This is a genomic window from Methylophaga sp. UBA5088, from assembly GCF_002414625.1.
Lineage (GTDB): Bacteria > Pseudomonadota > Gammaproteobacteria > Nitrosococcales > Methylophagaceae > Methylophaga > Methylophaga marina.
In genome coordinates this window covers 26,903-43,009 of the sequence record NZ_DIAC01000098.1, presented here as the reverse complement: position 1 = coordinate 43,009, position 16,107 = coordinate 26,903, and the positions used below count along the sequence as shown (strand labels likewise).

Sequence of the window (16,107 nt, the reverse complement as noted above, 5' to 3'; positions counted from 1 at the left end):
TGGTTTTTTCTGGGTCAACTAACATTTCATCATCAGGACCCGTGCTATACGCTTTGTATTTCACGTTACCATCTAAGTCATAAGCTTGAACGTAACCACGTACACCAAACTCACCACCTGAGATACCGACGATGATTTTATCTTTAAATACGTGAGCCGCTGCTGTGCTGGTCGCACCACGTTTTGGATCATCACGTTTGTCAGACCATGCAACACTACCATCAGCTGCATTCAGAGCGACCAGAGTTGTATCCGCTTGGTTCAGGAAGATTTTACCGTCTGCATAGCTTAAACCACGGTTAACTGTGTCACAGCACATAACAGGTACAGTTTCATCGTAGTTTTGTTTTGGTTCATATTTCCATTTGATCGCGCCATCGTTGTTTAAATCCAACGCAAACACGATGTTTGGAAATGGTGTGTGAACGTACATAGTGCCGTCGATAACTAAAGCATTACCTTCGTGACCACGTAAAACACCCGTTGAGAAAGACCATGCCATGTTTAAATCTTTAACATTGTCTTTGTTGATTTGAGTTAATTCAGAGTAACGTTGGTTGTTGTAGTTACCTGCTGGCATTACCCAGTTGTTTTCGTTTTGTTGCATTTGCAATAGCTCATCAGCAGCAGCCAAACCTGGTACAGCTAATGTCATCATTGCGATTGATAAAGTTTTCAGCTTCATAAAGTTTTCCTCTTTATTGCTTTCTAGTTATATACGACACGAAAGTTGTTCAGTGTTGAACCTCATGCGTAGGGCAACAATAATCTCGAAGAAAACGTTAGTCAAGCATATTTCCCATCTTTTTTATGATAATTTACTTATAACTTTCGGGAATTTTTTCCCGAAAGCCTAAGTGAATGAAATTCCTATCTTTTTCCCTTTTGCCTGATCATGAGTCCTGATTATTGATCCAGTCGATAGCGAACTCAATTGCAGCCAATGTGCGCTCACGACCAAGCAATTCCAGTGTCACATCCAAGGAAGGAGACACAGTATTCCCTGTGATTGCCACCCTGATAGGCTGGGCAACTTTCCCCATGCCGACTTCATGCATGTCTGCACAGGCTTTTATTTCTGTATGAATAGGCTCAGCCAACCATTCTGATAAAGCTAATAATCGTGATTGCATATTTTGAAGCAGAGGCAAACTAGCCTGATTCAAGTTTTTCTTAGCTGCTTTTTCGTCAAAACTGCTGACTTTGTTATAAAAGAATAGGCTGCTTTCCGCCATTTCAACCAGCGTTTTTGCTCTTTCCTGATAAAGCACGGCAATTTTTTCAAGACTAGGGCCGACAGAAATATCAACTTTATGCTGCTGCATATGCCAGGCAAGGTGATCAGCAATATGAGTTGGAGTGCTATTTTTGATGTATTGCTGATTTAACCACAATAATTTCTCTGTATTAAAACTTGACGCTGCCTTGTTGACATCTTCAATGTCAAAAAGCTCAATCATTTCTTGTATTGAAAAGATTTCCTGATCGCCGTGTGACCATCCCAGTCTGACGAGATAGTTTAGTAAAGCTTCGGGGAGATAGCCTTGATCACGATAACTCATCACGCCAACAGCACCGTGTCGTTTTGAGAGTCTGGCCCCATCATCACCAAGAATCATCGGCACGTGAGCAAACTTAGGCGGCTCTGCCCCCAGTGCTTTGAAGATATTGATCTGTCTGGGTGAGTTGTTGAGATGATCATCACCACGGATAACATGGGTCATCTGCATATCCATATCATCGACCACAACCGTGAGATTGTAGGTCGGTGTGCCATCGGGACGGGCAATAATCAAATCATCTAATTCAGCGTTTTTAAACTCAACATTGCCACGAATCATATCTCTGACGATGACACTACCAGTCGTGGGATTCTTAAAGCGGATAACCGGTTCAATACCGGGTTTAGGCTCAGTTAATTCCCTGCAACGGCCATCATAACGAGGCTTTTCTTTGTTGGCGCGTTGCTGCTCACGCATCTCTTCCAGCTCATCTTTCGAGCAATAGCAGTGATAAGCATCACCCTGCTCCAGGAGTTGTTGAATGATTTCTTTATAACGGTCAAAGCGCTGCGTTTGATAAAACGGCCCTTCATCATAATCGAGCCCTAGCCATGACATCCCATCAAGAATGGCTTGCACAGATTCAGCCGTAGAACGTTCAAGATCCGTATCTTCTATGCGAAGTACAAATCGACCACCGTGTTTACGGGCATAAAGCCAGGAAAACAGAGCTGTCCTCGCCCCACCAACGTGTAAATAACCTGTTGGACTTGGAGCAAAACGGGTACGTATAGTCATGTTAGAAACTCTCAACTAGGTAGGTTCAATAAAGGCAGTATTGTAACAGTTGAACATCGATATATCGCGGTTCAGACATTCCTAATCTGAATCTAATTTAATTGTCTACATGCCAATTTTATTCGCACACTAGGAAAGCCCAGTCTGACTGGCGAAGGAAATATCCTTTTTGTACAAACTTTTAATGATGATTAGCCGCTGCCAAACCAGGAACTTTTCCCATACAATACATTTCAAAAAACATAAAATAACAACAACTTCTTATTGGGGAGAGAGAAATGTTTAGTCGATTATCAACGATCACTTTTGCAGGATTAGTACTCATTCTAAGTAGTCATTCCATCTGGGCTGCCACACCAGAAGAGCCCGTATGGCCAACGCTGAAACAAACTTACTTCGGTGACAGGACTATACAGGATGAGGCGGAAGATATATTAAGCTTGGAAGCACCAAAACGTGCTGAAGATGCAGCCATTGTGCCCATCACCATAAAATCGTTAAAACCGCAATCGCAGGATAACTATATTGAGAACATCTATATCTTTATAGATAACAATCCAATGCCTTACTCTGCAAAATTCCATCTTTCACCTGAGCTAGGTAATGTCGATTTATCCACACGCATGCGGGTCGATCAATATACCTATGTCCGAGCTGTCGCTGAAATGAACGATGGCAGTTTATACATGGTGTCACGTTTTGTTAAAGCTTCCGGTGGTTGCAGTGCACCCGCTGGCAAGGATGCCGCCGCCGCATTAGCTCGGCTAGGTAAAATGCAGTTGCGAATGCGTCAACCGAGTGTCGGTGAGCCCGTTCAGGCTCAGATGATCGTTAGCCACCCTAACTACAATGGGCTGCAATTTGATCAAAAAGCACGTAAATATATTCCGGCTCATTACATCGATAAAATGAATATCAGCTACAACGGACAAACACTGATTACGGTGGATGCCGGTATTTCGATGAGTGAAGATCCAAGCATACGATTCACATTCACTCCTCAAAAGCATGGCAAGCTAGAAGCAAAAGTACATGACACAAAATCTCAAGAATTTAAAATAGAAAAAGAGATCTGATTTTTAATGTTTGAAACAAAAAAGGCCGCTTGAGCGGCCTTTTTTTAACTAAATAATAGTCATCTTAGTTATGGATGCGACATTCTTTATAAGCAGCTTGATTCACTTCTTCGAACAGTTTTAAGCCCTTTTGAACACCTTTATCATCTCTGAATTCAGCACCTTTATCTGCAGGCATGTTTTTGTACATAAAGCCAGTACTGATATCTTCGAATTCCTTTTCAGTAAAGGCTTCCGCTAACTTATCTACAACACATGAACATTTATGAACTCCCTCATAAACATTCATTTTTGAATTCGCTTCCATACAATCCATGACGAAATGCACACGGGTAACCGTAGAAAAATCATTGGACATTGCCATTGTTGGCAATAAAGCCAAACCAGTAGCAAACAATGCAGCAGCTCCAGCAATCTTCATTCATTCTCTCCTATATTTTATTATTCATTTGTTCGGATGAGTTAAGACTCAACCTTCAAACCTTTAGTTCCACTTATCCTGATTTTGATACAGAATTGAATAGACATACTACATGAATTCTTCATAATCTTCTGCCATCACGGCGCGGTAAAAAAACGCTTTATTTTCACACAAGACCAACATCAGGTAGAATTTCAACCTCACTAAGACACTAATAAACACAGGCGGGAGATAGCCAAATGAAAAAATTGTTATTGCACTTGGATACAGATCCAGTTGCCAGCACCTTCGACCAAGCAGTGGCTTATGATGCTGGTGTCGATAACATCATTGCTCATGGCGGCGCCACACGTGACAATGTCACACCACATGTTCACGGAATGATTTTTACCCGTGGTGGAAAAAACCTGAAAAATAGCGCTATTTTCATCGGTGGCTCAAATGTGCCTGCCAGTGATCTTGTCGGTAAAGCTGTAAAAAAAGCATTTTTCGGTCCTGTCAGCGTATCGGTAATGCTCGATCCAAATGGCTCGAATACAACAGCTGCTGCCATCGCTCGTAAAGTGCTTACTGATTATGATGTCAAAGATAAAAATGTCGTCATTCTTGGCTCCGGTCCTGTAGGCCAGCGCACGGCTTTGTACATGCTCAGAGAAGGCGCAAAAAAAGTGACGCTGACTTGTCGTAGTATGGAAAGAAGTAAAGCCACGGTCAAAGAAATGAAAGAGCACTACGGTGTCGATGTCATGCCAGGCGAAACACGAAGTGATGAAGCTGTTAAACAAATCGTATCTGATGCACATGTGGTGATTGCTGCTGGACCAGCTGGTGTCTGTGTTGTACCGGAAATGGCACTGGCCAATAACACCTCAATTAAAGTAGTCGCTGATGTTAACGCTGTCCCACCTCTGGGTGTTGCCGGCATGGAAGTCATGGATAACGGTGTCGAGAAAAATGGCATGCGTTATTACGGTGCAATTGCTATTGGTAACTTTAAAATGAAAGTTCATCGTGGTGCTATTGCCTCACTCTTTGAAAGCAATGATGCCTTCCTAGATGAAACCACAATTTACGATATAGCCTGCAAGATTGATAACGAACAGTGAAACAAAAAACTGCTGAAGCGGAGAGCCTAACGGCAATGCCAACTGTCACCGTTCAGGCTCCAGCCAGGCTTCATCTTGGATTTCTTGATTTAAATGCTGAAATTGGTCGCAAATTCGGTAGTATCGGACTTGCTATCAACAGCCACCACACAATCATTAACATATCCCCCGCTGAAAATTTCAATATTCAAGGCGCATATGTCACTGACAATATGCGATTGAAGATAAATCAAATATGTACGCTGTTTTATGAAAAGTTGGGGCAACATGTGCCCCATGCCAACCGTAGCGTGGCTATTTCTGTTAATTCAGCTATCCCAGAACATTCAGGACTAGGCTCGGGAACACAACTCACTCTTACTCTCGGCGTCGCACTTGCGAAGTTTCATGGTTTATCCATTGATACGCCATTGCTTGCCAAAGAGTTGGGGCGTGGCAAACGTTCAGGAATTGGTATTGCTACTTTTGATCATGGCGGATTTGTGATTGATGGTGGCCTTAAGCCTGAGCAAACTGTCCCACCTGTTCTTGCTCAGCTTAACTTTCCTGAGAAATGGAAAATTGTGTTAGTGATGGATCCAAATCATCAAGGTATTCATGGCAGCGCTGAATTGCAGGCATTTAAACAACTGCCCGTGTTTCCTCAGGAAAATGCTCGTATTATCAGTCATATGACGTTGATGCAGCTATTACCTGCGCTCATTGAACAATCCTGTGATGTATTTGGTAAAGCCGTAACAGATATTCAAGCGTTAATTGGCGATCATTTTGCCCAAGCACAAGGTGGCCGATACACCAGTAAACGTGTCGAAGCCTGTCTATTGCAGGCCCAAAAATGGGGTCATACAGGCATTGCTCAGAGCTCTTGGGGCCCGACAGGATGTATATTAGTCGAAAGTGATGATCAGGCAGAGCAGCTGATAAAACAGCTTGAGACATTTGCTAAAACGACTTTTTCTGAGGATGAGGCACCCGTTTTTATTCAAACATCTGCAGATAATCATGGCGCAGTTGTTGAATCCTCTATGTAACTGTGGCTATTATCATATTCCAGCCGTAATTTGATTATTATAAGGATTAATTATGTCCAAACGTTCGATTATTCACATGCTTAACCCAATGAAGCACAACAGTCCCTTTGACATTAACATGGCACTAGATGCGGGTTACGATGTATTGATTCCATATTCACATGTTGAGTTAAACGAAGTTGCAGGCCTAACTCAGGATGCTATTTTTTCACGTGGCCCTTCAGGTGTGAAAAAAACCGGCATGTTCATCGGTGGACGTGATATCGGATTGGCTATGGACATGTTGGAATCGGCTAAAAAATCCATGGTTCCTCCTTTTGAAATTTCAGTTTTTGCTGATCCAAGTGGTGCTTTCACTACTGCTGCAGCCTTGGTGGCTTGTGTCGAACGTGAACTGAAAAATAAATTTAAACAAGAATTAAAAGGCGCTAAAGCCGTTGTCTTCGGTGGAACCGGACCAGTGGGTATTGCCACAGCCGTTATTGCTGCCCTTCAGGGTGCAGAAACGGCCATTGTTGATCACTTCTCTATTGATACTGCACTAGAGTTTGCTGCAGAAGCCAAAAAACGCTATGACGTTGATTTACGAGGCACGACAGCGGCTTCTGATGCTGATAAAGCCCGTTTATTGTACGACGCAGACATCGTTTTCTGTGCTGCTAAAGCAGGGGTCCAGGTACTGAATGCATCTGTTTTACGTGATGCGACTAAACTCAAAGTGGCTGGCGATGTTAATGCCGTGTCACCACTGGGTATCGAAGGTGTTAAATTGATGGACTTTGGCGCACCGTTGACACATGCCACTAATTCACCTGATGCCGTTGGTATTGGAGCATTAGCTATTGGTGATGTTAAATACAAATTACAGCAAGCACTGCTAAGAGAGACATTAGAGTCAGAAAAACCTGTTTATCTTGATTTCCGTAATGCCTTCGATGGTGCGCGTAAATTAGTCTAATTTAATACAACGATGGATGAAGAGCGGTTACCACTTCTCATTTTTGGTCAAACAGCTCGCTTTATTGCACAGTCAGCGGCTCAGCTTGGATACCCAACCTGGGTCGTTGACTGTTTTGCAGATAGAGATACACAAAAAGTTGCTGATCGATGTATCCGTATCCCTCCCCTAGAACTGCTTTCCATAGAATCCATACTCACATCTTTTGAACTAATTACCCAACAACAGCGCTGCCTGCTGATTTTTTCTACTGGCATTGAACGCTTCTATGAACTCTTAAACTGCTTGCCCACACATATCCAAATTCTTGGTAATGATTTTCAAGTATTAGATAAATTAAGATCACCACAACGCTTTTTCCCTCTACTTCAACAACTTGACATTCCTTTTCCAGAAACCCATTGGGTTCAGGCTTTTGATAAAAAGAAAAAACGTTGGATAACGAAAGACCTAATGAGCAGTGGCGGTATACATATTCAAGATACGGATATAACTAACTACACAGCTCGTCATCTTATTTTTCAGGAATATATCAATGGCAGGTCAGGCTCAGTCAGTTTTCTTGCTGACGGTGAGTCTGTGTTCATCTTTGGGTTTAACGAACAGATACACCACACAGAAACATTTCAGCTACAGCAAATCATTAATCACTTTGATATCAGCCAGTCTTCTAAAGCAACTCTTGCTAAGGCACTAGAAAAGCTTGTAACAGCAATTAGTTTTCGCGGTTATGGCAGTCTCGACTTTATGATTGACGAGTTAGCTAATATTTATATCCTTGAGCTGAATCCAAGACTTTCCGCTTCGGCGGAGCTTTACGCCAATAATACGGATATGTTGCGTTGGTATATTCAGGCTTGTGTTGAGAAATTATCTGCTGAAATCCAACAGCAAAATAGTGAAATGACGAACGTTACCAGTCTCTCATACCTTTTTGCAGATAAAGCATTATTCGTAAAGAGCGAGGCAACGTGGCCTGTTGAGACTCGGGATATTCCCCACGCCAGACAGAAGATTCAGCCTGGCGAGCCTGTGTGCACAGTACTTGTTGAAGCTCAATCACATCTGGATTGCGATAATAAACGTCATCAAGTGGAAACTGAGATAAGGAAAAATTGTCTTTGTTCTGCTTGAAAATAGCAGTGTCTCAACCCATATTAACGATGACTTATTAAGACAGGATCACATGCATGAAACGCATACTACTTTTTCTTGGTACAAATATCGCTGTACTCGCCGTTCTCAGCATTACAATGCGACTGCTTGGCATAGATAGCCTTTTAGACGAACAAGGCGTCGGTCTGGATATGAATGCCTTGATTATTTATGCCGCCGTAATCGGCTTCAGTGGCTCGATCATCTCCCTGCTTATTTCAAAATGGACGGCAAAACATCTGACAGGGGCTCAGGTCATTGAACAACCTAAAAATGAGACTGAACGATGGTTGCTAAGTACCGTTACCCGCCTGGCGCAACAAGCTAATATTGGTATGCCTGATGTGGCTATTTATAACTCACCACAACCGAACGCGTTTGCCACTGGTGCCAATAAAAATAATGCACTAGTGGCTGTCAGCACGGGTTTGATGCAGTCCATGACTCAAGATGAAGTGGAAGCCGTTCTCGCCCATGAGGTCAGCCATATAGCCAATGGGGATATGGTGACTATGGCTTTAATACAGGGTGTAGTGAACACGTTTGTCATTGTTCTATCACGTGTGATTGGACATCTCGTTGATCGTACAGTCTTTAAAGTAGAACGAGGTCATGGCCCGGCATTCTGGATTACTTCCATCATCGCAGAACTGGTACTGGGTATTCTGGCTAGCATAATCGTGATGTGGTTTAGTCGTCAACGTGAGTTTCGTGCCGACGCCGGTGCTGCCAGTTTAGTTGGAGCACCAAAAATGGTTGCTGCATTGCAACGCTTAGCTGGCACATCCACCGAAGCGTTACCGGATCAACTTCATGCTATGGGTATTTCTGGTGGCAAAGGTGGTGGTCTTTCAGCGTTATTTATGACGCACCCACCATTGGAAGAGAGAATTAACGCTTTACGCGGAAATAGATAAAAATAAAGCCGGGCTTCTGACCCGGCTTTTTTTACTAAAGCTCACAGCTCGTCATCTTCAAAGTTGTAATTCATTTCAGGTGATGGCTCGTGGATATAATAACCTTGGGCATAATCTACACCTAAGCGCCACAACAGCGCTAAGCTATTCGCATCTGATACAAACTCAGCGATAGAACGCTTACCCGCTTCTTTTGTCATTTCAATGATGGCTTTGACAGCTGCCTGATTTTCAACATCATGTGCCATATTTTCAACAAATGTACCGTTGATTTTTAGATAATCCACATTAAATGCTTTCAGACTATTTGAGAAGTCTATACCCGATCCAAAGTGCTCTAAACCAAATTCACAGCCCAAGCCTTGTAAACGTTCAATCACGTGCCTGACTTGCTCAACATTATCAATCGCCATTGTCTCACTGACTTCAAAAATAAGAGCCTGGGCATTCAGCTGTTGTGCTGAAAGTGAAGCGGATAACCAATCTACAAACGCTTCTTCATGGAGACTTTGCTCTGATAATTTGATGAAGAAACGTGTTTTAGGATAACGTTGACGATGAATGGTTAATGCTTTTAAAGCACTACGAATCACCCATTTATCTATCTCTGTCATCATTTTTAACTGAACAGCATGTTGGATAAAGCTATCCGCTGCAATCAGTTCGCCATTTACCTCAAGGCGCAATAATACTTCGTAAAATTCCTGCTCTTCACCATGCAAACTGACAATCGGTTGATAAAATAAAGTGAAGTTATCGTCCTGCAACGCTTTTTGTAGCTGCTGACGCCAGCTTTCGCTGGACTGCTGTCCAGTTTGATCTGTTTGAGCACGGAACCGTATGACCTGGTTTCCACCCGCATGCTGAGCTTTCATCGCCGCTCTATCTGCATTTTCTAACACAGCTTCAGCGGTCAACTGACTTTCATTAACGCGAGCGATACCCACACTGCAGCGTAAATCTATCGTTTTACCTGCAACATGTGACACGTAGTCATCAATGGTTCTTCGGAAAGACTCTGCGCGCTCATCAACATAGGCATCGTCATGATTCGGTACGATTATGGTAAAGACCTGATCACCGTAATGGCCGATAACTTCCTGTTCAGCCAAGTTATCGTGCAATAAATCAGACACACTCTTCAAAATAACTTCGCTGGTAGCCAGTCCCACTTTTTCTTTTATCGAAAAGAAATCATCCAGTACCAAATAGAGTAGTTGCGCATCGCCCTCACCCTCAGCAGCACGGTGCACAGTTTTTTCCAACTCAGTAATAAAACGACTACGGTTATATAAGCCGGTAAGTTGGTCATGATCATCCAGTACTGGGATAACAGCCTTAGGTTGTTGATTGATTACCGTATCGTCTCTGATCACAACCTGAGTGCAATCTTCCCCTTCAACACGAGCGTGACTAAATTGAATTTCTGCCTTGAAGGTTATGCCTTCTGCTGTTAATCCATTGCCAGTCATCGTCACTGGGGGAGCATCCGTTTGCTCAGTAAACTGTCTGAATACCGCCTTAAATTTAGGATGGTCATCTGCACTGAATAAATCGAGAATCGGCAGCCCAGCAATATCTTCCGCCTCTTCATAACCAAACAAATTCAGGTAAGCCTGGTTTACATAGATATGCATCCCTTCATGCATATAAGCAACAGCATCTCTTGAACTATCAAGCAGTGTTTTAGAGCGTTTCTCACTCTCCCTGAGTGCTCGCTCATTACGTCGGGCTAAACGTCTGATAAATAGATTATCCAGCTCGCGATTAATCACAAACTGTAATCGTGGTTTATCTTCAAACAAGACAACATCTTTTACGATGCTCGAAAAGTATTCCGTTTCATGTGATTTATCATCAGCAATGATGATGCAGGGCAGGTCTTTATCTAGATGCTGTATCAGGTTCAAAATATCCATCGGCTGGATATCAGCGATATTTTCTCGACATAAAATTAATTCCCAATTCTGGGCTGATAACAGCTTTTCAATTGCTGCAGGCTTATCTTCCCTTGTTGCTCTGACCGCATGTCCAGCACTACGGAGCACGTTGACGATAGCATCTGCATCGGTCAAAGAACTATCGATAATCAGTACTCGTAAAATGCCTTCTGCTCTCGCCACGGTCGTTACCTTATTGTTCTTTCTTTTTGTCCAGAAGCATCGGTTTCTTACCTTCCAACTTGGTTTGTTGTATTTCCATCCACTCGAACAACTGCTGATTTAATTCAGCTGCAGATAGGCTATCGGTAGCTATCTTCTGACCTATAGTCATTTTTATTACACCAGGGTATTTCAAAAAACCATGTTTGGGCCATGATTTACCGGCATCATGACAGACAGGAATAACCGGATATCCGGTTTCTTTTGCCAGTCTGGCGCCACCAATTCCAAATCGACCAATATAGCCTTTTGCTATTCTGGTACCTTCCGGAAAAATCACCACCCAGGCACCCGATGTTAAACGATCTAAGCCTTGCTCTATCACTTGATTCAGGGCTTTTCGGCCTGCTTTACGGTCTATTGCAATAGGATTTAGAGATGCTAATCCCCAACCAAAAAACGGAATCCAGAATAATTCACGCTTTAACACCCAGACCTGAGGCGGAAAAACAGCTTGTAATGCCAGGGTTTCCCATGAAGATTGATGTTTACATATGATTACGGCAGGTTCATCACCGATATGCTGACGACCCTCAACGTCGAGCTTTACATGACAAATTTTATCTAATAGCCAGATATTGGATTTCGCCCACTGGCTGACGACGGCATAACGCCATTTAAATGGTAAAGGCCATAGCAGAACGCCTAAACAGGAAAACAATACTGCCGTCACCGCATGCAAAATAAAGAAAATAGTGGATCGAATATAGATCATTGTAGTTTGCGTTCTAATAGGGCTGTAGCGACACTCGCCAGATCATCATAAACCTCTACACCGTCAGGAATGCCTGCAGCTAGAGTCTTCTCACCTTTACCTGTTCTGACCAATATAGGCCTGGCCTGAGATAACATCGCCGCCTGAATATCACGAAGAGAATCACCCACAGCAGGTACATTGTCCAGATTCACACGTAAACGATGGGCTAGATCCACGAAAGAGCCATTCTTTGGCTTGCGACATTGACAATCATCTTCCGGACCATGAGGACAAAACATGATCGCCTCAATTTTGCCACCAACCTGAGCCAGCATACGACGCATTTTGCTGTGAATACGGTTTAAGGTTTCTACATCAAACAAACCGCGCGCGATACCAGATTGATTGGTAATCACTACCACCCGGTATCCCGCATAATTTAATCGAGCAATCGCTTCGAGGCTGCCGTCAATCGGCTCCCACTCTGCCGGATTTTTAATGAAATCATCCGAATCATGATTGATGACGCCATCTCGGTCCAGAATAATCAGCGACATAATTGCTCCTGTTACTCCTGCAAGCAGGAAATATCGGCAACCCCTAAAAATAAGGCTCGGGTTTGATTGAGTAAGGCTAATCGATTGTTTCTCACTGCCTCATCATCAGACATTACCATGACTTGCTCAAAAAAAGCATCGATGGTTTCACGCATGCCGGCAAGATAATTCAGAATGCCCGCATAATCTGATGCAGCATAGAGAGGCTTCAAGGCTTGTTGTGCCTCCACAACCTGTTCAGCCAGCGCTTTTTCAGCTGGTTCAACTAACAGGCCAGGCTCAACAACCAGGCCTTCTTGCTCAGCCTCATTTTTACGCAAAATATTACCAATACGCTTATTACCGGCTGCCAGCGATTCTGCTTGCTCCAATTTTCTAAACTCGGCTACAGCATTCAGTCTTTGCATGAAATCAAGCGGTTGCGTTGGTGATACTGCCAGCACTGACTCGTATTCATCCGCTTTAGCCCCTTGGTCGATAACATAACCACGCAGACGATCGTAAAAATACTGCATCACCTGAGTTCTCACATCATCTTCAGTCAGAATATCAACAAAGTTGTTGACCGCTTCAGAGATAAGCTCGAACAGATCAAGTGACAGTTGACGCTCAATAATAATACGCAGCACACCTAATGCCGCACGTCGTAAGGCAAACGGGTCTTTAACACCAGAAGGCGGCTGGCCAATACCAAACAGACCAACAATCGTATCCAGTTTTTCGGCTAAACTGACGGCGATACCGGTTGCTGTTTGCGGCAGCTCATCACCGGCAAAACGTGGACGATATTGCTCATCCAGTGCTTCCGCGACATCAGCAGGCTCACCATCCAACTGAGCATAATAACGGCCCATAATACCCTGTAATTCAGGAAACTCACCGACCATTTCCGTAACAAGATCACATTTTGCTAACAATGCTGCACGTTCAGCTAACTGAGCCTCACTTCCCATCTGTTGTGCAATACTGGCGGCTAAGGCTGCAACACGCTGAGATTTGTCATAAACCGTGCCTAACTTATTCTGGAACACAATGGTTTTTAACTGCTCTTGGCGAGCAGCCAAAGGTGACTTGCGATCCGTTTCCCAGAAAAAGGCCGCATCACTCAGTCGTGGCAGAATCACACGTTCATTACCGGCAATCACTTGTGCCGGATCCTGACTAGCGATATTACAGATAGTGATGAAATGCGGCAGTAAATCCCCATTCTTTGCTCGTACCGCGAAATATTTCTGATGACCTTCCATTGATGAAATCAACGCTTCAGGAGGTAATTCTAGAAAACGCTGATCAAAGTTACCTGCTAGGGCCACGGGCCACTCCACTAAGCCAGTCACTTCCTCAAGTAACTCAGGATTAATCACGGCATCACCACCGAGGCTGGCTGCCAATTCATTTACCTGCCCATGAATCGCCTGTTTTCTGGCTTCGTAATCCACCATCACATGGCCTTCTGTTTCCAGTTGTGGTGCATAAGTCATCGGTGTGCTGATACGGATAGGCTGAGGATGGTGGAAACGATGACCAACCGTAAAACGGTCTGCGCTCACGCCGAGTAATTCGAAAGGAACAATGTCATCCCCCAGTAACACAACCAACCAGTGAACAGGACGAACAAACTCACCCGGCAAGTTGCCCCAGCGCATACGCTTGGGAATGGGTAAAGCATTTAACGATTGCTGAATGATGTCAGGCAATAAAGTGGCGGTTTCAGCCCCTTTTTGCTGTTGTCTGAAGATCAACCATGCGCCTTTTTCTGTCTGCATCGTTTCCAAATCATCAACATCCACGCCACAAGAACGAGCGAAGCCTTGTAAGGCTTTGGTCGGATTACCATCTTCATCAAATGCGGCGGTTACGGCCGGGCCACGTCGTTCTACAGTGAGATCATCTTGTTGCGTTTGTAACTTCGAAATCACTAAAGCCAAACGTCTTGGTGTAGCGTAAGCACGAATTGCATCAAAGCTTAGCTCAGCATTTTTTAGGCCTTGTTCAACCCCTTGGTGAAATGCCTGACTCAATTTCAACAAAGCCTTCGGCGGTAATTCTTCTGTGCCTACCTCAATAAGCAAATCCTGTGTCTGACTCATGCCTGTGCCTCCTTATTTTCAGACTGAACCATTGGAAAACCTAATGATTCACGTCTGTCGTAATAGGCCTGAGCAACGGCTCTGGCTAAGGTACGTACACGGAGGATATATCGCTGTCTTTCTGTCACGGAAATGGCTTTTCTTGCATCGAGTAAGTTAAACGTATGTGACGCTTTCAACACCAGCTCATAGGCAGGTAGCGGTAAACCTGCTTCTATCATACGTTGACTTTCACGTTCACAGGTATCAAATGTGGTGAATAAACTGTCCACATCGGCATGTTCGAAGTTGTAAGTCGACATTTCGACTTCGTTTTGGTGGAACACGTCACCATAAGTGACTTTACCCATAGGACCATCTGCCCAGATTAAGTCATAGACACTGCTCACACCTTGCAGGTACATGGCTATACGTTCCAGACCGTAGGTAATTTCACCGGTGACGGGTCGACATTCGAGTCCACCCACCTGTTGGAAATACGTGAACTGTGTGACTTCCATACCGTTCAACCATACTTCCCAACCAAGCCCCCATGCACCGAGGGTCGGTGACTCCCAGTTATCTTCGACAAAACGCACATCATGAATAGCAGTATCCAGCCCCAGCATTTCCAGAGAGCCTAAATAGAGTTCCTGAATGTTGATAGGTGACGGTTTTAAAACGACCTGAAACTGGTAGTAGTGTTGGAGACGATTTGGGTTTTCGCCATAGCGACCATCGGTCGGACGACGTGAAGGCTGAACATAAGCAGCACTCCATGGTTCAGGGCCAATCGCGCGCAAAAATGTCGCTGGATGGAATGTCCCTGCACCGACTTCCATATCGTAAGGTTGGAGAAGCACACAGCCCTGCTCAGCCCAGTACTGTTGCAGCCTGAGGATCAGTTCCTGAAAGGTTCTTGGCGTTTCCGCCTTCATCACCGCTGTCTTAGTCATTAGCTCGATTTCACAATCCAAAGTCAAAACATACGGGATTATAGCGAATACAGAGCTGACTGTAGAGGTCGACAGCAGATAAATCTGATACGAGAAAGCCTGAGCACACATTTTCCTCGTCACTCCATTGCCACCATTCAGGTACAATTCACAACCTGAGTCAGGCAATCATGAGAGTGACTATGCAACGAACCATTGGCATCGTTATGGATCCGATCGATCGGATTAATACCAAAAAAGACAGTAGTCTTGCGATGATGCTGGCCGCGCAGCAGCGAGACTGGCAGATTTTATATATGGAACAGCAAGACCTTTTTCTATCTGAGGGAAAAGTTTTTGCTGAAATGCGCAGTCTTCGCGTGTTTGATGACCCGCAGCACTGGTTTGAACTGGGTGAAAAAGTCACCCGCCCCATCACTGATGTAGAAGCCATATTGATGCGTAAAGATCCGCCATTTGATATGGAATACATCTACAGCACTTATTTGCTGGAACAAGCTCAAGCTAATGGCGTGCTTATTATCAATGATCCACAAAGCCTGCGTGATGCCAATGAAAAACTCTTTACCGCCTGGTTTCCACAATGCTGTCCTCCCACTCTGGTGACACGCCAGAAACATCTGATAAAAGATTTCCAGCAAACGCATGGCGATATTATTCTTAAACCGCTTGATGGCATGGGTGGTGCGTCGATATTTCGCG

The 16,107-nt window shown here is 44.0% G+C and carries 14 protein-coding genes and 1 pseudogene; 7 read left to right on the top strand and 8 right to left on the bottom strand.

The window, feature by feature from the left end:
- Together B4K20_RS12415 and gltX are read right to left on the bottom strand one after the other, a co-directional pair.
- Positions 1 to 685, bottom strand: a 685-nt coding sequence (locus B4K20_RS12415) for a PQQ-binding-like beta-propeller repeat protein (RefSeq protein ID WP_289283110.1), incomplete at its 3' end; no start/stop codon positions are given.
- Between the two features lie 208 nt (positions 686 to 893).
- Complete coding sequence (gltX, locus tag B4K20_RS12410; protein ID WP_289283109.1) at positions 894 to 2,300, bottom strand: glutamate--tRNA ligase; 1,407 nt, start codon at positions 2,298 to 2,300, stop codon at positions 894 to 896.
- 278 nt (positions 2,301 to 2,578) lie between these two features.
- Here gltX and B4K20_RS12405 point away from each other — a divergent pair, with 278 nt between their 5' ends.
- Positions 2,579 to 3,376 carry a quinoprotein dehydrogenase-associated SoxYZ-like carrier gene (locus B4K20_RS12405; protein WP_289283108.1) on the top strand — a complete coding sequence of 266 codons (798 nt, stop codon included), beginning with the start codon at positions 2,579 to 2,581 and terminating at the stop codon, positions 3,374 to 3,376.
- 64 nt (positions 3,377 to 3,440) lie between these two features.
- Here B4K20_RS12405 and B4K20_RS12400 read toward each other — a convergent pair whose 3' ends face one another.
- Positions 3,441 to 3,797 (bottom strand): hypothetical protein, encoded by a 357-nt coding sequence (locus tag B4K20_RS12400; RefSeq protein WP_289283107.1) that lies wholly within the window; start codon positions 3,795 to 3,797, stop codon positions 3,441 to 3,443.
- Between the two features lie 239 nt (positions 3,798 to 4,036).
- Between B4K20_RS12400 and B4K20_RS12395 the strand changes: the two genes are divergently transcribed.
- The 5 genes from B4K20_RS12395 to htpX are packed head-to-tail and all read left to right on the top strand — an operon-like array spanning position 4,037 to position 8,964.
- Positions 4,037 to 4,903, top strand: coding sequence for an NAD(P)-dependent methylenetetrahydromethanopterin dehydrogenase (locus B4K20_RS12395; RefSeq protein WP_289283106.1), 867 nt, complete (start codon positions 4,037 to 4,039; stop codon positions 4,901 to 4,903).
- Positions 4,900 to 5,934 (top strand): beta-ribofuranosylaminobenzene 5'-phosphate synthase family protein, encoded by a 1,035-nt coding sequence (locus tag B4K20_RS12390; RefSeq protein ID WP_289283105.1) that lies wholly within the window; start codon positions 4,900 to 4,902, stop codon positions 5,932 to 5,934. The genes B4K20_RS12395 and B4K20_RS12390 overlap by 4 nt, the downstream gene beginning before the upstream one ends.
- A 52-nt stretch (positions 5,935 to 5,986) precedes the next feature.
- Positions 5,987 to 6,892 (top strand): NAD(P)-dependent methylenetetrahydromethanopterin dehydrogenase, encoded by a 906-nt coding sequence (locus B4K20_RS12385; RefSeq protein WP_289243763.1) that lies wholly within the window; start codon positions 5,987 to 5,989, stop codon positions 6,890 to 6,892.
- Positions 6,893 to 6,904: 12 nt separating this feature from the next.
- Positions 6,905 to 8,026, top strand: a complete 1,122-nt coding sequence (locus tag B4K20_RS12380) for an ATP-grasp domain-containing protein (protein WP_289283104.1) — start codon at positions 6,905 to 6,907, stop codon at positions 8,024 to 8,026.
- A gap of 56 nt (positions 8,027 to 8,082) precedes the next feature.
- Positions 8,083 to 8,964 carry a protease HtpX gene (htpX, locus tag B4K20_RS12375; RefSeq protein ID WP_286305719.1) on the top strand — a complete coding sequence of 294 codons (882 nt, stop codon included), beginning with the start codon at positions 8,083 to 8,085 and terminating at the stop codon, positions 8,962 to 8,964.
- A gap of 41 nt (positions 8,965 to 9,005) precedes the next feature.
- On the opposite strand, the gene B4K20_RS12370 is transcribed toward htpX, so the two are convergent.
- From B4K20_RS12370 to glyQ, 5 genes are read right to left on the bottom strand one after another with little or no spacing between them, the layout of a single operon-like run.
- Complete coding sequence (locus B4K20_RS12370) at positions 9,006 to 11,087, bottom strand: EAL domain-containing response regulator (RefSeq protein ID WP_289283103.1); 2,082 nt, start codon at positions 11,085 to 11,087, stop codon at positions 9,006 to 9,008.
- Positions 11,088 to 11,097: 10 nt separating this feature from the next.
- Positions 11,098 to 11,841: a lysophospholipid acyltransferase family protein gene (locus tag B4K20_RS12365; protein ID WP_289283102.1), complete on the bottom strand. Its 744-nt coding sequence runs from the start codon at positions 11,839 to 11,841 to the stop codon at positions 11,098 to 11,100.
- Complete coding sequence (gmhB, locus tag B4K20_RS12360) at positions 11,838 to 12,380, bottom strand: D-glycero-beta-D-manno-heptose 1,7-bisphosphate 7-phosphatase (RefSeq protein WP_286305722.1); 543 nt, start codon at positions 12,378 to 12,380, stop codon at positions 11,838 to 11,840. The genes B4K20_RS12365 and gmhB overlap by 4 nt, the downstream gene beginning before the upstream one ends.
- 11 nt (positions 12,381 to 12,391) lie before the next feature.
- A complete protein-coding gene (gene glyS, locus B4K20_RS12355; RefSeq protein ID WP_289283101.1) occupies positions 12,392 to 14,470 on the bottom strand; it encodes a glycine--tRNA ligase subunit beta in 2,079 nt (692 codons plus the stop codon).
- The gene (gene glyQ, locus B4K20_RS12350) at positions 14,467 to 15,405 is read right to left on the bottom strand and encodes a glycine--tRNA ligase subunit alpha (protein ID WP_289283100.1); all 939 of its coding nucleotides are present in this window, start codon (positions 15,403 to 15,405) and stop codon (positions 14,467 to 14,469) included. Before glyQ ends, glyS begins: the two co-directional genes overlap by 4 nt.
- Before the next feature lie 182 nt (positions 15,406 to 15,587).
- Between glyQ and B4K20_RS12345 the strand changes: the two are divergent.
- Positions 15,588 to 16,107, top strand: a pseudogene (locus B4K20_RS12345) (glutathione synthase); the annotation flags it as partial.